Origin of the sequence: Achromobacter sp. RTa (genome assembly GCF_000757485.1) — a bacterium.
Taxonomy (GTDB): Bacteria; Pseudomonadota; Gammaproteobacteria; order Burkholderiales; family Burkholderiaceae_B; genus Achromobacter.
Map to the genome: position 1 here is coordinate 169,703 of NZ_JPYO01000042.1, position 22,603 is coordinate 192,305.

A 22,603-nucleotide genomic window follows, 5' to 3' on the forward strand; every position below is an offset into this window, starting at 1 on the left:
GAGCCCGCCGTGTCCGTTGTCCGTTCCCTGCCCCTCCTCCTGGCGGCCCTGTGCGCCGCCGCCATGGCGAACGCCCAGGCCTCGCCCGCCTATGGCGTCGAGGTCTGCACGGTGACGGGCACCTCCGGTGAATACAGCGTGCGCGTGCGCAATACCGGAACGGGGCCGCTGGCCCGCGCCGACATCGCCGGCGTCCGCCTGGACGCGGGCGGCCAGGCTGCCGGCAAGCTCGAAGCCACGCTCACCGACATCCCCGCAGGCAAGTACAAGACCGCCGTGCTGGGCCGCCACGGCGATTCCGTTGCGCTGGTCAGCATCGCGACCTACGTTTCCGTCCAGGGCGCCGAAACCCGGCAGGAAGACCTCTATGCCGGCAAGGTGGCCCACGTCTCCCCCGGCTCGGCCCTGCCCTACACGCTGGCGCCGCTGGCCGTGCGCGGCTGGACGGTGGCCTACGGCTCGAAATCCGGCCCCAAGCTGGAAGCCGGCGGCGCGGTATTGCTGGTCTATCCCGTCCGCCCGGGCAAGAAGCTGGATGCGACCCGGCCCGAAGCCGGCCGCGCGCCAGCCGACGTCGTGCCCCTCTTGCCCTGCGCGCCCGCCGGCGGCAAGCGCCCCTGAAACACCGTCAGGTGCCGTGCAGCAGGTCGCGCTCGTTCAGCAGGGCATAGACGATTTCGGGGCGGGAGTCGAAACTGCGGCGGATGGCGGCCGGTATGGCCGCGCGCGTCTTGCGGCACAGCCCCGGTTGATCGTCGAGCTGGATGGAGATGCCGCGCGACGTGCGCACCTCGTTTTCGCTGGGCGTGATCCTGACGACAATGCCCAGCTGCGCCTGCATGCGCCCCTGCATGGCCCGCAGGTCATCCAGGCTGGCCAGATTCTCCAGCCGGTCTACCAGTCGCCTCTCCTCTTCCTTGGTCAGCCGCAAGACGCGGATGTCCGCGACGGGATCGGCCAGCAGCCGCTCGCGGTCGCACACGCAGGCGCCCGGCGGGCATTCTTGGCGGATGGGAAACGGAAAGTTCATGGCGCGGGCCCTAGCCTATCCTGGAATTCTACCCAGAATCGCCTCGGCAGCCGCCCGCGGCCCCCTCTCGTAAACCCGCGATCCGCTGCGGCATAATGCTCCGCACGCCTTCCGTCGCAAAGGACCACACGTGAAAGGAATACTGCTTGGAGCGGTACTGGCGGCGCTTGGCCAGACGGCCTGCGCGCGCGACTATCCCTATTCCATCGCCCCCGGCCTGCCCGCGGTGGTGACCGTGACCGGGCTGCAGGATGAACAACGCCTGCTCGTGCGCGTGGGCGACGGCCCGGAACGCGAAATCGCGCGGTTCGGCGGCGACGAGGAAGCCGACCAGTTCCAGGACGTGGACGTGGACCACGATGGCTACCGGGATTTCGTCGTGGGCCAGAGCGGCGGCGGCACGCTGGCCATGTCGCGCATTTTCCTGTACCGCCCGCAAGACCGCGCTTTCCGCGAACTGCTGCACCCCGACAGCGCCTCCAGCCCCTGCCATGGCTTCGTCAACCCGGTTTTCGATGGGAACCGGCCGGCGTTCGCCGTGGCGTGCCGCTACGCCGCGACCGACTACGGTTTCGAGGACTACGCCGTGTGTCCGGATGGCACGGCGCGGGCAACTTCGTGGTCCCGGCGCAGCGGCGAGTCGGTCAGGCAGCTGCGCCTCCCCGGCCCGAAGGCCGGCGCGTGCCGGGCCGCAACGAAGAAATAGCCGCCCGCCAGTAGTAAAGTGGCGACCCCGCCTTTAACCGTTACCGTCAAGGACACGTACGCCGTGCTGATCTTCCACAATCCCGTCCACGAGAAACATGCCGGCCGGCAGGAAATGTTCCGCGGCAGGCTGGTGCCCTGCCATGAAACGCCGGCGCGCCTGGCATACGTGCTGGACGCGCTGCGCGAGCGCGGTATCGGCGAACTGCGCGCGCCGGCCGCCGCGGACCTGGCCCTCGTCAAGCGCGTGCACACGCCGCGCTACGTGGATTTCCTTGCCGGCGCCTGGCAGGAATGGATCGCCCTGGATCCGGCCAATGCCGAACTGGACGTGCTGCCCTCGATCTGGCCGGTGCGCGGCTTCCGCCACGATGTCGAGCCCAGCAATTTCGCGGCGCGGGTCGGCCTGTTCTCGTTCGATAGCGGTTGTCCGCTAACCGCCGGCACCTGGGAAGCGGCGCTTGCCGGCGCCGCCTGCGCCATCGACGCCGCGCGGGCGGTCTCGGCTCCTGGCGGCGCGCGGGCCGCCATGGCGCTGACGCGTCCGCCCGGCCACCACGCGGGCCCGGATTTCTTCGGCGGCTATTGCTTCCTGAACAACGCCGCGCTGGCCGCGCAGGCGCTGCGCGAAGCCGGCGCCGAGCGCGTCGCGATCGTGGACGTCGACTACCACCACGGCAACGGCACCCAAAGCATCTTCTACGAACGCGGCGACGTGCTTACCGTTTCGGTGCACGGAGACCCCACCACGGAATATCCCTTCTACCTGGGCTATGCCGACGAGCGCGGCCAGGGCGAGGGAGCGGGCTGCAACCTGAACCTGCCGCTGCCCGCAGGCAGCGGCTTCGCCGACTGGACAGCGGCGCTGGAGCAAGGCCTGGCCGCCGTCCGCGACTTCAAGGCGGACGCGGTCGTGGTGGCGCTGGGCGTGGACACCTATGAAGGCGACCCCATCTCCAAGTTCAAGCTCAAGAGCGTTGACTACCTGCAGGTCGGCCGCATGCTGGCCGGCCTGGGCCTGCCCGCCGTGTTCACCATGGAAGGCGGCTACGCCGTGGCGGACGTGGGCATCAACGTGGCGAACGTACTGGAAGGCTACGCGGGCTGAGCGGTCGCCCGCATCCGCTCCCACAACGCTTCCACCGACGCGCGCGAGTCGGCCCGGTCCTTGAACGCAAGGACCGACACCTCGATGTCCCACCCGCGGTTGGCCAAGGGCGCCAGGTCGGCCGCCGCCAGCCGCTGCAGCGCGCTGTCCGCCAGCCAGGCGACGCCCAGCTCCTGCGCGGCCATGTCGCCCAGCACGTCCGACATTTCGGCCTCGAACACGCGCACGCCGTGCAGCGGCTCCGCCGCCGCCTCTATCGAGGCATCGATCAGGCGGGCGAAGTACACATTGGCCGAATACATCAGCAGAGGCACCGGGCTGGACGCCGTGCCCGGCAAGTCCAGCCCGGTGCGCTCGATCAGCGCGCGCGCGGCGTAAGGCCGTATCAGCTCCGTGCCCAGCGTCAGGCTGTCGTAGCGGGAAGGATCGAGCGGCAGCGGCTGGGCCAGCTGGTGGAAACAAATAAGGAAATCCGCCGCGCCCGAGGTGAATGCCGATACGGTGTCGTGCACATTGCCTGTCTGCAGGCTGCAACTGAGCATCCGGCCCTCGCTCCAGGTGCGCCACCACCTGGGCAGGTGCGTGGTGGCCAGCGCATAAGACGTCGCCAGCCGCAGCTGGTTCTGGGCGGGCACTCCCGCGATGCCGGCGCGCGCCTCGGCAAGCTGGTTGACCAGTTCTATCGCGGCGTCGCGGAAACGCTCGCCCGCTTCGGTGAGCTGCGTGGGAAACGCGGAGCGGTCGATCAGGCGCGCGCCCACCCAGTTCTCCAGGCTCTGGATGCGCCGGCTGAATGCAGCCTGGGACAGATTGCGCGCCTCGGCCGCGCGCGTGAAATTGCGCACCTCCGAAAGCGTGATGAAGTCCTGCAGCCATCGGGTATCCATGGGCCTCCTTGCCTGTTGCGTATTGCGCATCGGCCATGCGCGCCACGCATCGCCGCGCATGCTTACTTCGCATTGGACGGTCCGCGCGCCCTGCCGGACACTGCCTCCGTCGGTTCCGCATTGGAGCCCACACGCCACGGAGTGTAAACATGGAAAAAACCCTGCGCGACGCCGCCCGCGAGTATCTCGTCCGTTACGGCGGCGATACCTTCCCCAACCTGTTCACCTCCGCCCGCGGCGCGGTGGTGCGCGACGACACCGGGCGGGAGATCCTGGACTTCACCTCGGGCCAGATGTGCGCGACCATCGGCCACAATCATCCCGCCATCGTCGCCGCCGTGCACCGCGCGGGCGAAACCGCCTTCCATTTCTTCAGCGGCATGATTCCGGAAACCGTGGCCCAGCTGGCCGCCACGGTCGCCCGCGACTGGATGCCGGCCGGGCTGACGAAGTCCATCTTCGTCAACACCGGGTCGGAGAGCAACGAAATCGCCCTGCGCATGGCCAAGATGCACAAGAACGGTTTCGAGATCCTGGCCATCGGCGGATCCTGGCATGGCGTCACCAGCGGCGCCGGCTCGGTTTCCTACGCCAGCGACCGCAAGGGCTACGGCGTTCCTCCCGCGGGGGTGTTCGTGATGCCGGAGCCCAACGCTTACCGCCCCTACATCGCGGGCATGGACGCCGAGCAGTCCGCGCTGGCCTGCCTGGAGATAGGCCTGAAGATGTTCGACATGGCTTCGGCCGGCAGGCCCGCGGCCATCATCGTCGAACCGGTCATCAGCGCGGGCGGCGTGCTCGTTCCTCCCAAATCCTACATGCAGGCGCTGAGGCAGGCCGCCGACGCCCGCGGCATGCTGCTGATCTTCGACGAGGCGCAAACCGCGTTCGGCCGCATCGGCTACCGCAGCGGGTCGGAGTACTTCGGCGTCACGCCCGACATCATGAGCGTGTCCAAGACGCTGGGCGGCGGCCTGCCGCTGGCGGCGGCCATCACCACGCCGGCCATCGAGCAGGACGTGCACGAGAAGGGCTTCACCTTCTACACCAGCCATGTGTCGGATCCGCTGCCGGCCACGGTGGGCCTGGCCGTGCTCGAAACCATCCAGCGCGAGCGCCTGATCGAACGCGCCCGCACGCAGGGCGATTACCTGCGCCGCGGCCTGCTCGAATTGCAGCAGCGCCACGAAGCCATCGGCGACGTGCGCGGCCTGGGCCTGCTGCTGGGCGTGGAACTGGTGCAGGACCGCGGCACGCGCCAGCCCTTCCACGAGCTGGGCGCCTTGACTACGCAACGCTGCTTCGAGCTGGGTCTTTCCATGAACATCCGCCGTCGTCCGGAACGCGGCTCGGTCTGGCGGATCGCACCCCCGCTGACGGTCAGCAACGAGGAAATCGACCGCGCCATCTCGATCCTGGACCAGGCGCTGACCGAAAGCCTGAAGAAGGTATCCAAGCCAGCGGCCCGCGCCGCCTGAAGCTTTTCCCGCCCCATCCATCCGGCGCCGGGCCTGCCCCGGCAGGAGAACGACATGCCTCACCGCAAACTAGCCATCTGCGCCCTGGCGCTGGCCGCCGTATCCAGCCAGGCCCTCGCCGGCCCCACCCTCGACGCCGTCAAGAAACGGGGATACCTGCAATGCGGCGTATCGACCGGCATCCAGGGCTTTTCCGCCCCCGACAGCAAGGGCGTCTGGCACGGGCTGGACGTGGACATGTGCCGCGCGATCGCGGCGGCCGTGTTCAACGACGCGACGAAGTTCCGCCTGACGCCGCTCACCACGCAGGCGCGCTTCACCGCCCTGCAGTCCGGCGAAGTGGACGTGCTGACGCGCAACGTCACGCCCACGATGGCGCGCGACACCACGCTGGGCCTGCTGAGCGTGGCGGTCAACTTCTACGACAGCCAGGGGGTGATGGTTTCGCGCAAGCTGGGCATCAAGGCGCTGAAGGAGCTGGACGGCGCCACGATCTGCGTGCAGCCGGGCACCGTGACCGAGCTCGACCTGGCCGACTGGTTCCGCTCCCGCTCGCTGCGCTTCAAACCCGTCGTCATCGAGAAGTACGATGAAATCGTGCGAGCCTTCTCGGCAGGACGCTGCGACGCCTTCACCTCCGACAAGTCGCAGCTGGCCGCCACCCGCATGACGCTTGAGGATCCGGACAGCTACGAGATCCTCCAGGAAAACATCTCCAAGAGCCCGCTCGGCCCTATGGTGCGCCAGGGCGACGACAACTGGATCAACGTCGTGAGATGGTCGTTCTACGCCATGCTGGAGGCCGAGGAGTTCGGCATTTCATCGGCGAACGTCGACGCCCAGCTGAAGGCGAACAACCCGAACGTGCAGCGCATCCTGGGCGTCACGCCGGGCATGGGGCGCAACATGGGCGTGGACGACCGGTGGGCCTACAACATCGTCAAGCAGGTAGGAAACTACGGCGAAAGCTATGAGCGCAACCTGGGCATGAGCAGCCCGATGAAACTGCCGCGCGCGTTGAACGCGCAATGGCGCGACGGCGGCCTGATGTATGGCTGGCCGGTACGCTAGCCGGCCACGGACGAAGCAGCGCAGAACGGGCCAAGCGGCCCGTTCTTTTTTCAGTCCCGCGTTTCCAGGACCTTGTTGATGCGCAATGCGATCAGCGTGCAGGCGGCGCCGGACAGCAGGTAGACGCTGACCGCCACCAGGCCGAAGCGCGCGGACAGGCCTAGCGCCACCAGCGGCGCGAACGCCGCGCCGATCAGCCACGCCATATCGGAGGTCAGCGCCGCGCCGGTGTAGCGGAAGCGCCGCGTGAAATTGGCGGTGACGGTGCCCGAGGCCTGGCCGTACGAGAGACCCAGCAGCACGAAGCCCACCAGGATGAATGCGTCCTGGGCCTTCGGCCCGCCGCCCAGCAGCCAGGGCGTGAACAGCGCGAACACGCCGATCAGCACCGCGAGCAGGCCCAGCGTGGTGCGCCGTCCGATGCGGTCGGCCAACCATCCCGAAGCGATGGTGCCCAGGATGCCCAGCGCCGCGCCGACGATCTGCACGACCAGCACGTCCGGAATCATCTGCGTGGCGCTGACTGCGATCCACGACAGCGGGAATACCGTGACCAGGTGGAACAAGGCATAGCTGGCCAGCGCCGCGAACGCACCGATGAACAGGTTGTAGCCTTGTTCGCGCACCATCTGGGTCGTGCTGATGGGCTCGAGTTCGCCCTCTTCGAGCAACTGCGTGTATTCCTCGGTGACGACCAGGCGCAGCCGCGCGAACAACGCCACCACGTTGATGGCGAAGGCCACGAAGAATGGATAGCGCCAACCCCACTCAAGGAAGTCGGCCTGGGTGAGCGTGACGTGCAGGAACAGGAACAGCGCGCTGGCCACCATGAAGCCCACCGGCGCGCCCAGCTGGCCCAGCATCGCGTACCAGCCGCGGCGATTGGGTGGCGCGTTCAGCGCGAGCAGCGAGGGCAGGCCGTCCCAGGACCCGCCCAGCGCCAGCCCCTGCAGGCAGCGGAACGCCGACAGCAGGACGATGGCGTGCGCGCCGATGGCGTTGTAGCTGGGCAGGAACGCCATGCCGACCGTGGCCGTTCCCAGCAGGAACAAGGCAATGGTCAGTTTCGTTGCGCGCCCCCAACGCCGTTGCACGGCCATCGACAGCGCGGTGCCGATGGGCCGCATGATGAAGGCGAACGAGAAGATGACGAAGGACCAGAGCGTGCCTTCGAGCGGCGCTTCGAAAGGGAAGAAGACCTGCGGAAACACCAGCACGCAGGCAATGCCGAAGACGAAGAAATCGAAGTACTCGGAGGCCCTGCCAACCACCACGCCCACCGCGATTTCGCCCGGAGCCACCTTGGCGTGGCTGCCTCCGCCGCTTGTTGCGGGGGGCTGCGGAAAAGAAGGAGCGTGGCCCGGATATTGCGTGGTGGTCGCCATGTGATTGCTCGCTGAAGGAGGTTCGAAATACGCCTTGTCTACGATCCTGCAACACACCTGCACGCGGGGTTCCATCTTGCGCGAAGCCGCCCCATTCCTGGGATGCAGCCTCGGCCCGCATGCCTTGCCCCGCATACTTTTGTTCTTTTTACCCTAGATTTTTCGCGGCTTCCAGCGTAGTGTTGCGTTTACTTCCCACGGTTACGTTTCGGGGTGTGGTCATGCCGTCCTTCCCAAGGCTCCGCGGATTGATCCTGCTTACCGCCCTGCCATTGCTCGCTGGATGCAATGCGGTGCTGCTCTCGCCCTCGGGCGACGTGGCCGTGCAGCAGCGGAACCTGATCCTCATCTCGACCGGCTTGATGCTGCTCATCATCGTCCCGGTCATCATCCTCACCCTGCTGTTCGCCTGGCGCTACCGGGCCAGCAACAAGACCGCCCGCTACGATCCGGAATGGAACCACTCCACAATGCTGGAGCTCCTCATCTGGGCCGCGCCGCTCCTCATCATCATCGCGCTGGGCGCCCTGACCTGGGTCAGCACCCATCAGCTCGATCCCTACCGCCCGCTGGCGCGCCTGTCCGAGGGCCGCGAAGTGCCGCCGGACACCAAGCCCCTGGTGGTCGAAGTCGTGGCGCTCGACTGGAAATGGCTCTTCGTCTATCCCGAGCAGGGCATCGCGACGGTGAATGAAATGGCCGCCCCCGTCGATCGCCCGATCCAGTTCAAGATCACGTCGTCGACCGTGATGAATTCCTTCTTCGTTCCTGCGCTGGCGGGGCAGATCTACGCGATGCCCGGCATGCAGACGACGCTGCATGCCGTCATCAACCATCCCGGCGAATACGAGGGCCTGTCCGCCAACTACAGCGGCTCCGGCTTCTCCGGTATGCGCTTCAAGTTCCACGGCGTGGACCAGCAGGGCTTCGACAAATGGGTGGCCGACGCGCGCGCCGCAGGCGGCTCGCTCAGCCGCGAAACCTATCTGCAACTGGAGCAGCCCAGCGAACGCAATCCCGTCCAACGCTACGCCTCCGTCGCGCCCGGCCTGTTCGAGGCGATCGTGAACCGCTGCGTGGAGCCCAACCGCATGTGCATGCGCGACGCCATGGCCATCGACGCGCAGGGCGGCATGGGCATCCCGGGCGCGCTCAACGTCACGACGCTGGACCCGGAAACCCGGCAGCGCCTGGGGCTGGACGGCACGCCGCCCCGCAAGTATGTGGGCGCGATGTGCACGGCCACGCAGGGGCTGGTGCTGTAGCGGGCGGACGCGGTCCGGGTGCGGCGCGGACTTCATGAAATCCTGGTCTTTATGGTGGAATCGAGATGCCTGATCAACCAGACCTCACCAAGCTGATCTTCGGTCGATTGACCTGGGAAGCCATTCCTTACCACGAGCCGATCCTGCTCGTCACCTTCCTCGTGGTGGCGGTCGTCGGCATCGCGGTGCTGGGCGCGATCACGTACTACCGCAAGTGGGGCTACCTGTGGCACGAATGGTTCACCAGCATCGACCACAAGAAGATCGGCATCATGTACGTCATCCTGGGGATCGTGATGCTGCTGCGCGGCTTCGCCGACGCCATCATGATGCGCGCGCAGCAGGCGGTGGCGTTCGGCGACTCGGCGGGCTATCTGCCGCCCCACCACTATGACCAGATCTTCACCGCGCACGGCGTGATCATGATCTTCTTCGTGGCCATGCCGCTGGTCACGGGCCTGATGAACTACATCGTGCCCCTGCAGATCGGGGCGCGCGACGTGGCTTTCCCGTTCCTGAACAATTTCAGCTTCTGGATGACCACGGGCGGCGTGATACTGGTCATGATGTCGCTGTTCGTGGGCGAGTTCGCGCGCACCGGCTGGCTGGCCTATCCACCCTTGTCGGGCATCGCGCAGAGTCCGGACGTGGGGGTGGACTACTACATATGGGCGTTGCAGATAGCGGGGGTGGGAACGCTGCTGTCCGGCGTCAACCTGCTCGTCACCATCGTCAAGATGCGCGCGCCCGGCATGAGCATGATGCGCATGCCCATCTTCACCTGGACGGCGCTGTGCACCAACGTGCTGATCGTGGCGGCCTTCCCCGTCCTGACGGCGGTGCTGGCGCTGCTGTCCATGGACCGCTACGTGGGCACCAACTTCTTCACCGCGGACTTCGGCGGCAACGCCATGATGTACGTGAACCTGATCTGGATCTGGGGCCATCCCGAGGTCTATATCCTGATCCTTCCCGCCTTCGGCATTTTCTCGGAGGTGGTCTCCACCTTCTGCCGCAAGCGCCTGTTCGGCTACGCCTCCATGGTGTATGCCACGGTCGTGATCACGGTGCTGTCGTACCTGGTGTGGCTGCACCACTTCTTCACCATGGGCTCGGGGGCCAGCGTGAACTCGTTCTTCGGGATCACCACCATGATCATCTCGATCCCGACGGGCGCCAAGATATTCAACTGGCTGTTCACGATGTACCGGGGCCGCATCCGCTTCGAAGTCCCCATGCTGTGGACCATAGGCTTCATGGTGACCTTCGTGATCGGCGGCATGACGGGCGTGCTGCTGGCCGTGCCGCCCGCCGACTTCGCCCTGCACAACAGCCTGTTCCTGATCGCGCACTTCCACAACGTGATCATCGGCGGCGTGCTGTTCGGCCTGATGGCCGGCATCACGTACTGGTTTCCCAAGGCCTTCGGCTATAAGCTCGATCCCTTCTGGGGCAAGTGCTCGTTCTGGTTCTGGCTGGTGGGCTTCTACGTGGCCTTCATGCCGCTGTACGTGCTGGGGCTGATGGGCGTGACCCGCCGCGTCAACCACTTCGAGGACATGTCCCTGCAGATCTGGTTCCAGGTGGCGGCCTTCGGCGCGCTGCTGATCGCCTGCGGCATCGCCTGCTTCCTCATTCAGCTGGTGGTGAGCTATCGCCGCCGCGAATCCCTGCGCGACGACACCGGCGATCCCTGGGATGGCCGCACGCTGGAATGGTCCACGTCCTCGCCGCCGCCCAACTACAACTTCGCCTTCACGCCGCGCGTGCACGATCTGGACGCCTGGTGGCAGATGAAGCAGCACGGCTACCAGCGGCCGCAGCAGGGCTTCATTCCCATCCACATGCCCAAGAACACCTGGGCGGGCATCGTGCTGGCGGGCATCAGCGTGGTGATGGGCTTCGCGCTGATCTGGCACATGTGGCCGCTGGTCGTGCTGTCGTTCGCGGCGCTGATCCTGGTATCCATCGTTCATACCTTCAACTACAAGCGCGACTACTACGTGCCGGCCGACGAGGTCGTGCGCGCGGAAGACGCCCGTACCCGGTTGCTAGCGAAAAATGTCTGATACCCTCGCCCCCACCCTGCCTGGCGGCGCCACGCCGCCTTCGGAGCCCGTGTTCCACGTTCCGGGCGAACATCATCCCAAGAACGGCACCCTGCTGGGCTTCTGGGTCTACCTGATGAGCGATTGCCTCATCTTCGCCTGCCTGTTCGCCACCTACGGCGTGCTGGGCCGCAACTACGCGGCGGGCCCTTCCGGCGCCGATCTTTTCGACCTGCCGCTGGTGGCGGTGAATACGGCGCTGCTGCTGCTGTCGTCCATCACCTACGGCTTCGCCATGCTGGAGATGCGGCGCAACCGCATCGGCGGCACACAGCTCTGGCTGGCCGTGACCGGCCTGTTCGGCCTGGGCTTCCTGTCGCTGGAACTCTATGAATTCGCGCACCTGATCCACCAGGGCGCGGGCCCCCAGCGCAGCGCCTTCCTGTCTTCCTTCTTCACGCTGGTGGGCACGCACGGGCTGCACGTCACCTTCGGCATCGTGTGGCTGGTGACGATGATGATCCAGGTGCAGATGCACGGCCTGATCCCCGAAAACCGCCGCCGCCTGATGTGCCTGTCCATGTTCTGGCACTTCCTGGACCTGATCTGGGTGGGTGTGTTCACCTTTGTCTATCTCATGGGAGTCCTGCCATGACCGCGCATACGGATCATCTGGCCCATCCGGGCGGCCACGATGGGCATCATGACGACGACGACGGCGCCGCCCACGGCACCTTCAAGAGCTACATGACCGGCTTCGTGCTGGCTGCCATCCTGACCGCCATCCCGTTCTGGCTGGTCATGGACCGGGTCTTCGAGGATTCGCGCACCACCGCGCTGGTGATCCTGGCGTTCGCCGTCGTGCAGATCATTGTCCATATCGTCTACTTCCTGCACATGGACACCAAGTCCGAAAGCGGGTGGAACATGTTGGCGTTAATATTCACGCTGGTGCTGGTCGTGATCACGCTCAGCGGATCCATCTGGATCATGTATCACTTGAACTCCAATATGATGCCCATGTCGACCCACGACATGCGCAAAATGCCCTGATGCCCGCAGTAAAAGAATCTTCTTCCGGCGACACCCCCCGCAATCCCCGCAGCGCAACCACCCTGGTCATCCTGGGGGTGGTTGCGGCCGCCATTTTCGCGGGCCTTTGCGCGCTGGGCACCTGGCAGGTGCACCGCCTGGCCTGGAAGCGCGCCTTGATCGCCCAGGTCGAACAGCGCGCCCACGCGCCCGCCACCCCGGCTCCGGGCCGCGCCGAATGGGCCGGGCTGACGTCCGGCAACGCCGAGTACCGCCGCGTGTCGGCCACCGGCGTCTTCCAATACGACCGCCAGACGCTGGTGCAGGCGGCCACCGAACTGGGCAGCGGCTACTGGGTCATGACCCCCTTGCAGCTGGCCGGTGGCGGCACCGTGCTGGTCAACCGCGGCTTCGTGCTGCCGGAATGGCGCAAGGGCCAGGGCCAGGCGGACGGATCGCAGCCGCCGGCGCAGGCCAGCGTCACGGGCCTGCTGCGCATGGGCGAGCCGGGCAACGGCTTCCTGCGCAACAACGATCCCGCGGCCAACCTCTGGTACTCGCGCGACCTGCCCGCGATCGCCGCCGCGCGCGGCCTGACGGACGTGGCCCCGTACTTCATCGATGCGGACGCCGCCGGCGCCGAGCGCGACGCCCGCAAGGCGCCCATCGGCGGCCTGACGGTGCTGGCCTTCCCCAACAATCACCTGGTGTACGCCATCACCTGGTATGCGCTGGCGGCCATGGTGCTGGCCGGCGCATTCATCTTCGCTCGCGAGGAAAAGCGGTCGCGCCGCAAGGGCTGAACCGGCCGGCGCAGGCCGGTGTCCTACAATGTGGGCCGGGAACACTATCGGGCGCTATGCGCTGCGTGGTGTTCCCTTTGTTTTTTCAACCCTCAGACAGGAGTCCCCACGGATGAAAAAGACGCTGCTCGCAGCCGCAATGTTCACTACTTTTGCAGGCGCCGCTCAGGCAGAATCGTCGGTAACTCTCTATGGTGTCATCGACACCGGCATCGGCTACAACAAGATCAAGGGCGATGGATACGACGGTAGCAAAATCGGCATGATCAACGGCATCCAGGCCGGCTCCCGCTGGGGCCTGCGCGGATCCGAAGATCTGGGCGATGGCTTGCGCGCCGTGTTCAAGCTGGAAAGCGGCTTCGATTCCGGCAACGGCCAGCGCGGGCAGTCCGGCCGCCTGTTCGGACGCCAGGCCACCATCGGGCTGGCCAACGACGCCTGGGGCTCGCTCGAGTTCGGGCGGCAGGCCACCGTCGGCTCGAACTACCTCGCCGACATCGATCCCTTCTACACCAGCTACACGCAATCCAACCTGGGCCTGGGCTTCAGCGCCGCCAACACCATGCGCTGGGACAACATGGTGATGTACCGCACGCCCTCGGTGAACGGCTTCGAGCTGGGCGTGGGCTACTCCTTCAACGCGGACGACACCACCGCGGACCAGACCGGCTTCCGCACCGCGGACAACACCCGCGGCATCACTGCAGGCCTGCGCTATGTGCAGGGCCCGCTGAACATCGCGCTGACGTACGACCAGCTCAACGGCTCGAACCGGGGAGCCATCGACCACGACGCCACGCCGCGCCAATACGCGCTGGGCGTGTCGTACGACCTGGAAGTCGTCAAGCTCGCGGCCGCCTACGGCCGCACCACCGACGGCTGGTTCGTCGGCCAGGACCTGCCCGCCGGCACGCCGTTCAGCGATGAATTCGGCACCAACCGCTTCGTGGACGGCTTCAAGGCCAACTCCTACATGCTGGGCGCCACCCTGCCCGTCGGCGGCGCTAGCAGCCTGTTTGCGTCGTGGCAGCACGTCTCGCCGAACAACGACAAGCTCACCGGCGGCGACGCCAACATGAACGTCTGGAGCGTGGGCTACACCTACGACATCTCCAAGCGCACCAACCTGTACGCCTATGGCTCGTACGGCAAGGACTACGCCTTCATCGACGGCCTGAAGAGCACGGCCGCCGGCGTCGGCGTGCGCCACACGTTCTAAGCATCCGCCGCGGTACCGGGCGCCGGCATCAGGATCGTGCCGGCGCTTTTTTTCGCCCCGGCGATTCGCCGTAGGTGCGCCGGTACATCGCAATGAAGGCGCTGTCGCTGGCGTACCCCATCGCATGCGCCACGGCCGTGACGGACTCGCCTTCGGCAAGCCGGGCGCGCGCGGCCAGCAGACGGCATTGGGTGCGCCAACGGCCGAACGGCAGCCCGGTTTCGGCCAGGAACAATCGCGCCAGCGTGCGGGCGCTGGCGCCCACGCGGCCCGCCCAATCCTCTATGGACAGGGGGCATGCCGGGTTATCCAGCAGCTCCCGCGCGATGGGCGCCAGCCGCCGGTCGCGCGGCATGGGCAGGTGCAGCGGCGCCGCCGGCGCGGCGGCCAGTTCGTCCAGCAGCGTGGCTACGATGCGCGACCGGCCCGTGTCCAGCGCCGCGTCCGCCGGCCATTCGGTGACGCGCAGGATCAGTTCGCGCAACAAGGGATTCACGTCCAGGATCATCGGCTCGGCGGGCAACCCCCGATAAGCCTCCACGTCGAAGTACAGGCTGCGGTAGGAAAAACTGCCGTGCATGGCGGTGCGGTGCGCGCAGCCGGCGGGCAGCCACGCGGCCTGCAACGGCGCCAGCTGGCCGACGCGGTCGGGCAGATACAGCGTGACGCCGCCCTCCGCCTGGTAGAGCAATTGCGCCCGTCTGTGCGCATGCCAATCGGAGGAGTGCGCCCGGGTATCGATGGCCAGGCCCACCACGGGACAGGCCGCCGTATCCGGATCGGCGACGGCGTCTGGCAAATAACGCGGCATGTCAGGTATGCGATGTTTTTTGACTCAATATCGCAATTCTGCTGGTTCCGGCCTGGATACGCTAGTGCCCTTTTGCTCCAGGTCCATGATGCCTCCCGTTCTCCACCTGCGCGACGGCCTGCCTCCCCGCAGCCTGATCATCGCGCTGCTGGCGCTGCCTCAGATCGCCGAAACCATACTCGCCCCCGCCCTGCCGGACCTCGCCCTCCACTGGCGGCTGGACACTGGCGCCGCCCAGGCCGTCATGGGCGTTTTCTTCCTGGGCTTCGCGGCGGGCGTGCTGTTGTGGGGGCACCTGGCGGACGCCTGGGGCCGCCGACCCGCGCTGCTGGGCGGGCTTGCGGTCGGCATGGCCGGCACCCTATGCGCGCTGTTCGCTCCCCGCTTCGACGCGCTGCTGCTGGGCCGGTTCATACAGGCGCTGGGGCTGGCCACGTGCTCGGTCACCACGCAGACGCTGCTGCGCGACCGCCTGCAAGGCGAGCCGCTGACGCGCTACTTCGTGACGCTGGGCGCCGTGCTGGCCTGGTCGCCCGCCGTCGGGCCGCTGGCCGGGCAGTTGGTTTCGGACCGCCTGGGCTACCAGGGCGTGCTCGCGACGATCGCGCTTGCCATCTGGCTGGCGCTGCTGGCCGGCGCGGCGCGGCTGCGGGAAACCCGCGGCGAGGCCGCCAAACGCGTCGCGCTGCCCGCCTTGGCCCGGCAAATGCTGGGCGACCGGACGCTGCGTTGCGCGGCCGTGCTCGTCGCGGGCCTGAACCTGCTGGTGTTCTCTTTCTATTCGGCCGGCCCCTTCCTGACCGGGCCGCTGCCGGGGCTGGGCTTCGGCTGGATCGGGCTGGCGGTTGCCTTGGCGGGCAGCCTGGGCGCCTTGTTCAATGCGCGCCTGCCTGTCAGCGCCGGGCCGGCGCGGCGCGTGGCATATGGGCTGCGCTGCGTCCTGCTGGGCGTCGCGGCCCAGGCCGCCGCCATCCTGCTCGATCCCACGCCGGGCCCGCTGTGGGCCCTGGCCGCGCTGCCCCTCTTCGCGGGTTACGGGCTTGCCATCCCGAACCTGCTGGGGCCCGCGCTGAAGCACTATGGCCACAGCCTGGGGCGCGCCGGCGCGCTGTTCGGCGTGGCCTACTACAGCCTGCTGGGCCTGGGGCTCGCCGCCACGTCCTGGCTGCCCTTCGGCTCGCCGCTGCCCCTGTCGCTGGCCTGGCTCGCGGTCACCGCCATCCTGATGGCCGTTCACCGCGCCCAGCGCCGCGGGCAAGGCTGAACGCCGCCCGCCGGCCCGGTCATGGCCGGGCCGCGGCTTTCCATTCGGCGTACAGCCCGTCCTCCCCGTCGGGCCGCAGCGCGCGCAGCGGCAGGGATTGCCCTTCCGGCGGCAACGCCATCTGCGCATAGACGGCGGCCGTCGACAGGCCATAGGGTTCGCCGTCCTCGTTGGAATAGGCGTAGAAGGCGCGCGAGATTCCGCACATGTGCATGGCCGCCATGCACATCGGGCAGGGATGCCCGCTGGCATACACCACGCAGCCGTCCAGGCGCGGACGTCCCAACGCGCGGCTGGCATGCCGGATGGCCTGGAGCTCGGCATGGGCGGTGGGATCGTGCGAAGCCAGGATTTCATTCACGCCGCGCGCCACCACACGTCCCTCGAACGCAAGCACCGCGCCGAACGGGCGGCCGCCATCACGCATGTTGTCCCGCGCCAGGGCCACGGCCTCGCGCATCAAGGCGTCATCGATCAAACGGGAGTCTTCGACTGGCATGGCTGGTCTCCAAGAGTTCCAGGGATAGACGCCATCCGCACTGCGGGCATGGCGGACTTCCGGGCATTCTTGCACGTTACCCCGGCCTTCCGCCGGAATCCGCGCTGGTGCAATCTGCACGAAACACATATGGGCCATCATCGGCTACCTTTTGAAACATCGATCCGGAAACGGCCCATGACCTCGACCCCTCCGCCTTCGCGATTCTCCCTCCCCGGCGCCCGCCCCCACGCCCTTTTGCGCGTGCTGGCCGCGGCCCTCCTACCCCTGGCCCTGGCGGCCTGCAACGGCGGCGGAGACGACGATGACGACCAGGCCAGCGCCCCGCCCGCGGAGGTCATGCCGCCTCCGGCCACGGAAACGCCCCCCGCTGCCGAGACCCCGCCCCGCAACACCGCCTACCTGCAAGCCCAGCCCGGCGACGTCATCCGCGTCCGCATCGAAGAGCTGCGCCCCACCCAGGCCGCCATCGGCTATGACCAGATCTACTACAAGCTGGGCCGCTGGCAAGGCGATTTCGACCGCCCCACCTGGGCAGCCGACCCGGTGCTGCAACTGGACTACCTGAACCGCACCGTCGGCAAGAAGTTCGACGACTACTGCGAAGACATGGGCGGGACCGAGCGCGCGCAGGAGTTCCAGAGCATCGCCCAGGCGCGCGCCGCGCGCCTGGATCAGCCCGATTCGTTCACCTGCAAGGACGCGCCCGGCACGCATGCCGCCAACCTCAAGACCGTGGTGGTGGGGTGGGACGGCAATCTCTACCTGACCGACGGCCACCACACCTTCTCATCGCTGCGCGAGATCTTCGATGGCGGGCCCAGGCTTCCGGTCTGGGTCAAGGTGGACGCCAACTACAGCAGCCTGGCGAGCGCGGCCGAGTTCTGGCAGCGCATGGTCGACGAACGGCGCACCTGGCTGCGCGACGGCCAGAACCTGCCCATCACCGTGGACCAGTTGCCCGCCCGGCTGGGGCTGGCCAGCGCCGATGAGCCCGGCGGCATGCAGGAAGACCGCTACCGCTCGCTGGTGTACTTCACCCGCGACATCGCCTACAGCAACGGCGACCTGCCGGAATTCGCCGAATTCCTGTGGGGCGACTGGCTCCGCCGGCAGGCCGCGGCCGGCCAATTGCCCAGCCTGGACCAGTACCTGACGGCCGCGCCCGCCACCACCGCGCAGATCCTCGCCCCCAGCACGCTGGGCAAAGACCTGCTGCCCGCCGGCGCGAACGACAGCTATGCCGCGGCGGTGCGCGACGCCTCGTTGAAAATGGGAGCGCTGGCCGATGGCGACATCGTCTACAGCGACCGCGACGCCGCCAGCCTGGGCCGCATCGCGCTGGAACCCAACGCCGCCAGCGGCACGCCCACCAAGAAGGCCCGCGACACGCTGGAGGAATTGCCGCGCCACGACGTCAAGGCCGACGGCAGCCCGCGCGGCGCCGGGAAGCTGTGGTTCGCGGTGAACTATCGCAGCTGCGGCAAGCCCGCGGCCGGCGCCTGCTGGGGCTGGTAGGAACGTTGCTAGGCGTCGATCTGCATGGCGGGCCTGGCCTGGACCCGGCCCAGCCAGGCCTGCACATGCGGATGCGAGGCCACCCTTGCCCCCAGATAGGCGCTATAGCCGATCACCGAACCGACCACCAGATCGGCCAGCGAATAGGCCGCGCCCAGCACCCAGGGCTGGCGCGACAGGTGGCCGTCCAGCACCTCCAGCAAGGCATCCACGTCACGCAGGACGCGCTCCGCCTCGGCGCCGCCGGGCGCGTCCTCGCCCTGCGTGGCCAGATACAGGCGCATTACCGCCGCGCCATAGCTGACGTAGGACCAGGCGCACCACGACATCGCCAGCAGGCGTTCGGGCGTGCCGGCGGCGGGCCACAGGCCGCGCTCCACGCCGTAGCGTTCTCCGAGCCACAGCTGTATTGCCAGGGTTTCGAACATGGGAGCGCCATCCACCGCCAGCGTGGGGACCTTGCCATTCGGGTTCAGCGCCAGGAACGCCGGGCGGCGCTGCTCCCCCGCCGTGATATCCACCTTGACGCGCTCGTGCGGCACGGCCAGTTCGGCAAGCGCGCAGGCCACCGGGGTCGCGCTGGACATGGGGTGCCAATAAAAGACGATAGACATGGGCAAATCTCCAATTCGATCAAGGGATAGGCGTCGCGGCCCGTGCCGCCGACGACGGAAGCCACTGTAGAATTCATTGTGGACAGATTCCGCCCTCGATACGCGTTATCGTTCCCCGATGCTTACTTCCAGCAACCGTCTCCTGCGCCTGTTGTCGCTGCTGCAGACCCGCCGCCATTGGGCCGGAACCGAACTCGCCGCGACGCTGGCCATCCACCCCCGCACGCTGCGGCGCGACATCGACAAACTGCGCGAGCTGGGCTACCCCATTCAGGCCAGCAGCGGCGTGGCCGGCGGCTACGCCTTTCGGGCCGGGCACGCCCTGCCGCCCCTGCTGCTGGACGATGACGAAGCCCTGGCCGTGGCGCTTACGCTGCGCACGGCGGCCACGGGCACGATCGGCGGCATCGAGGAAACCGCGCTGCGGGCGCTGGTGAAGCTGGAACAGGCCATGCCGCAACGCCTGCGGCGCCGGGTGGACGCCCTGCGTTCGGCCATCGTGCCGGTGCCGCGCGAAGGCGCCGCCGTCGACGCCACGCTGCTGGCCACGCTTGCCGCCGCCTGCCGCGACCAAATGCGGGTCGGCTTCGACTACGCGGACGGCAAGGGCCAGGCCAGCACCCGGCTGGTCGAACCGCAGGGATTGGCGCATACCGGGTATCGCTGGTACCTGGTGGCCTGGGACCCGGCGCGCGACGACTGGCGCACCTTCCGCATCGACCGCATCGCGGGCGCCCCGGAAATCGGCGCGCATTTCGCGCCGCGGCCACCGCCCGAGGGCGGCGACCTGCGCGCCTACGTGTCGCGCGCGGTGAACATGGCGCCCCACCCCGAACCCGCGCGCGTGATCCTGCACGCGCCGCGCGCCGTCATGGCTGCGCGGATTCCGCCGGGCGCGGGCCGGGTCGAACCGCTGGACGCGGCGCGGTGCCTGCTGCAATGCCCGGTGCATTCGCTGGACGCGCTGGTGTATTGGTTGATGGCGCTGGATGTGGAATTCGAGGTCCTCGCGCCCGCGGCGCTGCGCGATCGCCTGCGGCTGGCGGCCGAAAGGCTGGCGCGCAGCCTGGAAAGAACGCCGGCTTCCGAAGCAGGGGGATAAGGGCCGAATCTGGCTGTTTTTCGGCCTATTTCATCCAGCGTATTTCGCCGGCAATTCGAGTATCTTGGCTGCTACCCGAACAATCCCAGAAATCCCTCCATGAGCAACGTTCCCAACGCCAACCCGGCCGCCGGCGGCGCGCCCGACGCCGACGCCTTCCTGCAATTCCTGGTCAACCTGGTCAACAACGGCAGCCAGATCGAGAGCATCGGCGTCACCCTGCAGATGGGCGGCATGCTGGTGTCGGGCTCGATCGTGTCGGGCGCGGAGTACTTCGACAGCTTCGCCGCCAGCTTCACGGACTCGCTCGGCGCGCTGGACGGGGCCACCCGCTCGGCGGTGCATGCTTCCCTGGCCGAGCTGGGCGACGTCTTCCGCTTGCCGCAGCCCGCCGATCCCCTGCCGAACTACATTCATCTGGCCGACGCCCTGTTCTTCACCGCGGACGGCACGCCCATCGCCGGGCAGCCCACGCTGTGGCGCGGCCGCACCAGCGCGGTCGACGGCTTCATCCTGGGCCGCCTGCAGGCCGAAACCGCGGCCTGACGAAGCCAGCTTTCCGGCCTCAGCGCGGCCCGGCTTCCGGATTGCGCCGCACGAACCGCTGTTCGGTCACCACGCGGCCCCACTGGCGGCCTTCCGAGGCTTCGGCCAGGCCGAAGCCGGCCGCTTCGTACAAGTGCCTGGCCGCGTCCAGCCCCTTGAAAGTCCAGAGATAGGTCTCGTCGTAGTGCGCGTCGGCGAACGCCAGGGCCCGCTCCAGCAGCGCGCGGCCCACGCCCATTCCCCGCAGCGACTCGTCCACGATGAACCAGCGCAGGTGCGCCTGGCGGGCGGCCAGATCGCCGTCGACGACGATGGAGGCCAGCGCCCTGCCGCCGTCCAGGTACAGCCACAGGTTCTTGCCCGCCGCGGGCAGGCCCTCGGCGAACTCGGCCAGCTCGGTCGCCACCTTGCGCTCGAAGTACACGCCGAAGCCCGAGGCCTGCGCGTGATACCGCGCATGCAGGCTGGCTACATCGCCGATGCACCCCGGCACATAACCTTCCTGGATCCCTTGGCCGATGCCGCCTGCCTCCGCGGCCTGGGCCGTGTTGGGATTCTCCTTCGACAAGGCATCGGCATAGAGCGACAGGAAGCGGATCAGCGATTCCTGGTCTGCCGGAGCCAGCCGCCTGAGCGCGCGCGAGACCTGGTCCGTGGCGAATTGGTCGATCCGCTCCCGCAATTCGCGGCCGGCGCCGCTCAGGTAGAGGCGCGACGAACGCGCATCGCCGGCGTCGGCTTCCCGGGTCAGCAGCCCGGCCGATTCCAGCTTTGCCACCTGGCGGCTGGTGTTGGATTTGTCCAGCCTCAGGATGGCCGCCAGGTCGCGGGCCTGGATGCCCGGCTGCAAGCCGATCTCGATGATGGCGTGCACCGCCGACGGCGCCAGGTCGCTGCCGGCAAGGGACGTGCGCATGAAACCCAGCTCGCGCACCAGTTTGCGGGAAAACTCCCGCAGGTCCTGGATGGTCTTGTCGCGAGATTGTGAGGGAATGTCGATCAGATCCATGGCGCGCCTCGAAAGTTGCGATTCGCAACCAATATACTTGCGGTTCGCAACCAACTCAAGCGCTGTTTTTCCCGCCGTGCCGGCCGCCTAGGCCGGCCGCCTGAAGCTGCCCCGCGCCTGCTCGACTTCCTGGCGGCAGGCGCAGCCGCTCAGGTGGTCGTTGACCATGCCCACCGCCTGCATGAACGCATACATGGTCGTGGGCCCCACGAAGGTCCAGCCGCGCTTCTTCAAGGCGCGCGACAAGGCGGCCGACGCAGCCGACGTCGGATTGTTGTTCCAGTAGCACAGGTCCACCGTCTTCGGCCGGTCTTGCGGCGGCGGCTCGTGCTTCCATAGCCAGCCCGACAGGGAACCCGTTTCCTCGGCAAGGGCCCGCGCGCACCGCGCGTTGTTGATGGCGGACAGGATCTTGCTGCGGTTGCGCACAATGCCGGCGTCGCCCATCAGGCGTTCCACGTCGCGGTCGGTATAGCGCGCGACCCGCTCGAAATCGAAATCATCGAAGGCGGCGCGGAAGGCTTCGCGCTTGCGCAGGATCGTGATCCACGCCATTCCCGCCTGAAACCCCTCCAGGCAGATTTTCTCGTACAGCCTGCGGTCGTCCGCCACCGGACGCCCCCATTCGTGGTCGTGATAGTCGGGCATGGAGGGCTGCCAGAAGCAGCGCGCCACGCCGGCGCCATCCATGACCAGTCCGGAATCGTCGTTGCCCATGCCCTTGCCTTTACGAATCGCGGCTACGGCTTGCCCGGCACCGGGCATGTCAGGTCGCCTTCCTCGCACTTCAGGTACGCCCGCAATTCCTTCGTGCGCGCCTGCGTCAGCTTGTCCAGGCAGGTGCTCAACGCCATCGGATAGGCGCTGCCGCCCGACGTGCCGCCGGCCGAGAACGCGCACTCCGCGTCGCGGAAGAACAGCCACGCCCGCTGCGCGGCATGGAATTGGGTGGCCGCGGTCTTGTCGTCCTTCAGGCGCGCATTCACTTCCTTGTAGGCGGCGTTCAGATCGGCATCGGACTTGCGGTACGCCTGGTCCGCGCACATGCTCATGTCCGTCTGCGTGGCCGCCTTGGCGCAATCGATCGGCCGCGGTTGCGGCTGCGGCTGGGCCTGCGCGCCTGCCGCCAGCGCCAGGACGGCTGCCGCCGTAATCAAGATACGCATGAGGGTTCCTCCTGTGGTCTTTGCGGTCCGGGCGCCCGCGCCT

The 22,603-nt window shown here is 67.7% G+C and carries 24 protein-coding genes; 15 read left to right on the forward strand and 9 right to left on the reverse strand.

The annotated features are described in order from the left end of the window. Positions 1-9 precede the first annotated feature (9 nt). Entirely contained in the window at positions 10-621 is a 612-nt protein-coding gene (locus JL37_RS18490) for a hypothetical protein (RefSeq protein ID WP_081955114.1), read from the forward strand. Between the two features lie 7 nt (positions 622-628). Here the strand turns inward: JL37_RS18490 and JL37_RS18495 are convergent, their stop codons facing one another. Next, positions 629-1,030 carry a hypothetical protein gene (locus JL37_RS18495; RefSeq protein WP_043546038.1) on the reverse strand — a complete coding sequence of 134 codons (402 nt, stop codon included), beginning with the start codon at positions 1,028-1,030 and terminating at the stop codon, positions 629-631. 130 nt (positions 1,031-1,160) lie between these two features. Here JL37_RS18495 and JL37_RS18500 point away from each other — a divergent pair, with 130 nt between their 5' ends. Both JL37_RS18500 and JL37_RS18505 read left to right on the forward strand, forming a co-directional pair. Then, a complete protein-coding gene (locus JL37_RS18500; protein WP_052097357.1) occupies positions 1,161-1,736 on the forward strand; it encodes a hypothetical protein in 576 nt (191 codons plus the stop codon). A gap of 63 nt (positions 1,737-1,799) precedes the next feature. Further along, complete coding sequence (locus JL37_RS18505) at positions 1,800-2,843, forward strand: histone deacetylase family protein (RefSeq protein ID WP_043546039.1); 1,044 nt, start codon at positions 1,800-1,802, stop codon at positions 2,841-2,843. On the opposite strand, the gene JL37_RS18510 is transcribed toward JL37_RS18505, so the two are convergent. Beyond that, positions 2,831-3,730: a LysR family transcriptional regulator gene (locus JL37_RS18510; RefSeq protein WP_043546040.1), complete on the reverse strand. Its 900-nt coding sequence runs from the start codon at positions 3,728-3,730 to the stop codon at positions 2,831-2,833. The genes JL37_RS18505 and JL37_RS18510 overlap by 13 nt on opposite strands. A 149-nt stretch (positions 3,731-3,879) precedes the next feature. Between JL37_RS18510 and JL37_RS18515 the strand changes: the two genes are divergently transcribed. Together JL37_RS18515 and JL37_RS18520 are read left to right on the forward strand one after the other, a co-directional pair. After that, on the forward strand, positions 3,880-5,208 hold the full coding sequence (locus JL37_RS18515) for an aspartate aminotransferase family protein (protein ID WP_043546041.1): 1,329 nt from the start codon (positions 3,880-3,882) through the stop codon (positions 5,206-5,208). 54 nt (positions 5,209-5,262) lie between these two features. Then, on the forward strand, positions 5,263-6,279 hold the full coding sequence (locus tag JL37_RS18520) for an amino acid ABC transporter substrate-binding protein (protein ID WP_043546042.1): 1,017 nt from the start codon (positions 5,263-5,265) through the stop codon (positions 6,277-6,279). A 50-nt stretch (positions 6,280-6,329) separates the two neighbouring features. Here the strand turns inward: JL37_RS18520 and JL37_RS18525 are convergent, their stop codons facing one another. After that, on the reverse strand, positions 6,330-7,664 hold the full coding sequence (locus tag JL37_RS18525; RefSeq protein ID WP_043547001.1) for an MFS transporter: 1,335 nt from the start codon (positions 7,662-7,664) through the stop codon (positions 6,330-6,332). A 221-nt stretch (positions 7,665-7,885) separates the two neighbouring features. Here JL37_RS18525 and cyoA point away from each other — a divergent pair, with 221 nt between their 5' ends. The 6 genes from cyoA to JL37_RS18555 all read left to right on the forward strand — a co-directional run bounded on the left by cyoA (position 7,886) and on the right by JL37_RS18555 (position 14,031). Continuing rightward, positions 7,886-8,929, forward strand: coding sequence for a ubiquinol oxidase subunit II (cyoA, locus tag JL37_RS18530; RefSeq protein WP_043546043.1), 1,044 nt, complete (start codon positions 7,886-7,888; stop codon positions 8,927-8,929). A gap of 65 nt (positions 8,930-8,994) precedes the next feature. Then, the gene (cyoB, locus tag JL37_RS18535) at positions 8,995-10,998 is read left to right on the forward strand and encodes a cytochrome o ubiquinol oxidase subunit I (protein WP_043546044.1); all 2,004 of its coding nucleotides are present in this window, start codon (positions 8,995-8,997) and stop codon (positions 10,996-10,998) included. Beyond that, entirely contained in the window at positions 10,991-11,632 is a 642-nt protein-coding gene (cyoC, locus tag JL37_RS18540) for a cytochrome o ubiquinol oxidase subunit III (protein ID WP_043546045.1), read from the forward strand. The genes cyoB and cyoC overlap by 8 nt, the downstream gene beginning before the upstream one ends. After that, complete coding sequence (cyoD, locus tag JL37_RS18545) at positions 11,629-12,030, forward strand: cytochrome o ubiquinol oxidase subunit IV (RefSeq protein WP_043546046.1); 402 nt, start codon at positions 11,629-11,631, stop codon at positions 12,028-12,030. The genes cyoC and cyoD overlap by 4 nt, the downstream gene beginning before the upstream one ends. After that, positions 12,030-12,812, forward strand: a complete 783-nt coding sequence (locus JL37_RS18550) for an SURF1 family protein (RefSeq protein WP_043546047.1) — start codon at positions 12,030-12,032, stop codon at positions 12,810-12,812. Before cyoD ends, JL37_RS18550 begins: the two co-directional genes overlap by 1 nt. Before the next feature lie 112 nt (positions 12,813-12,924). Beyond that, the gene (locus JL37_RS18555) at positions 12,925-14,031 is read left to right on the forward strand and encodes a porin (RefSeq protein ID WP_043546048.1); all 1,107 of its coding nucleotides are present in this window, start codon (positions 12,925-12,927) and stop codon (positions 14,029-14,031) included. A 28-nt stretch (positions 14,032-14,059) separates the two neighbouring features. On the opposite strand, the gene JL37_RS18560 is transcribed toward JL37_RS18555, so the two are convergent. Then, positions 14,060-14,842, reverse strand: coding sequence for a helix-turn-helix transcriptional regulator (locus JL37_RS18560; protein ID WP_043546049.1), 783 nt, complete (start codon positions 14,840-14,842; stop codon positions 14,060-14,062). A gap of 85 nt (positions 14,843-14,927) precedes the next feature. On the opposite strand from JL37_RS18560, the gene JL37_RS18565 reads away from it, so the two are divergent. Further along, positions 14,928-16,106, forward strand: a complete 1,179-nt coding sequence (locus JL37_RS18565) for a multidrug effflux MFS transporter (RefSeq protein ID WP_231570378.1) — start codon at positions 14,928-14,930, stop codon at positions 16,104-16,106. Positions 16,107-16,125: 19 nt separating this feature from the next. On the opposite strand, the gene JL37_RS18570 is transcribed toward JL37_RS18565, so the two are convergent. Continuing rightward, positions 16,126-16,605, reverse strand: a complete 480-nt coding sequence (locus JL37_RS18570; protein WP_197064630.1) for a nucleoside deaminase — start codon at positions 16,603-16,605, stop codon at positions 16,126-16,128. A gap of 177 nt (positions 16,606-16,782) precedes the next feature. On the opposite strand from JL37_RS18570, the gene JL37_RS18575 reads away from it, so the two are divergent. Then, entirely contained in the window at positions 16,783-18,123 is a 1,341-nt protein-coding gene (locus tag JL37_RS18575) for a ParB/Srx family N-terminal domain-containing protein (RefSeq protein ID WP_043546050.1), read from the forward strand. 8 nt (positions 18,124-18,131) lie between these two features. On the opposite strand, the gene JL37_RS18580 is transcribed toward JL37_RS18575, so the two are convergent. Further along, entirely contained in the window at positions 18,132-18,737 is a 606-nt protein-coding gene (locus JL37_RS18580; protein WP_043546051.1) for a glutathione S-transferase family protein, read from the reverse strand. 118 nt (positions 18,738-18,855) lie between these two features. Between JL37_RS18580 and JL37_RS18585 the strand changes: the two genes are divergently transcribed. Then, on the forward strand, positions 18,856-19,839 hold the full coding sequence (locus JL37_RS18585) for a YafY family protein (protein WP_043546052.1): 984 nt from the start codon (positions 18,856-18,858) through the stop codon (positions 19,837-19,839). Positions 19,840-19,938: 99 nt separating this feature from the next. Further along, positions 19,939-20,385, forward strand: a complete 447-nt coding sequence (locus JL37_RS30735; protein ID WP_197064631.1) for a gas vesicle protein — start codon at positions 19,939-19,941, stop codon at positions 20,383-20,385. Positions 20,386-20,404: 19 nt separating this feature from the next. Here the strand turns inward: JL37_RS30735 and JL37_RS18595 are convergent, their stop codons facing one another. The 3 genes from JL37_RS18595 to JL37_RS18605 form a co-directional block, all read right to left on the reverse strand. Continuing rightward, on the reverse strand, positions 20,405-21,394 hold the full coding sequence (locus JL37_RS18595) for a helix-turn-helix domain-containing GNAT family N-acetyltransferase (RefSeq protein ID WP_043546053.1): 990 nt from the start codon (positions 21,392-21,394) through the stop codon (positions 20,405-20,407). Between the two features lie 87 nt (positions 21,395-21,481). Beyond that, positions 21,482-22,111, reverse strand: coding sequence for a DNA-3-methyladenine glycosylase I (locus JL37_RS18600; RefSeq protein ID WP_043546054.1), 630 nt, complete (start codon positions 22,109-22,111; stop codon positions 21,482-21,484). Positions 22,112-22,134: 23 nt separating this feature from the next. After that, entirely contained in the window at positions 22,135-22,560 is a 426-nt protein-coding gene (locus JL37_RS18605) for a lysozyme inhibitor LprI family protein (protein WP_043546055.1), read from the reverse strand. Positions 22,561-22,603 lie beyond the last annotated feature (43 nt).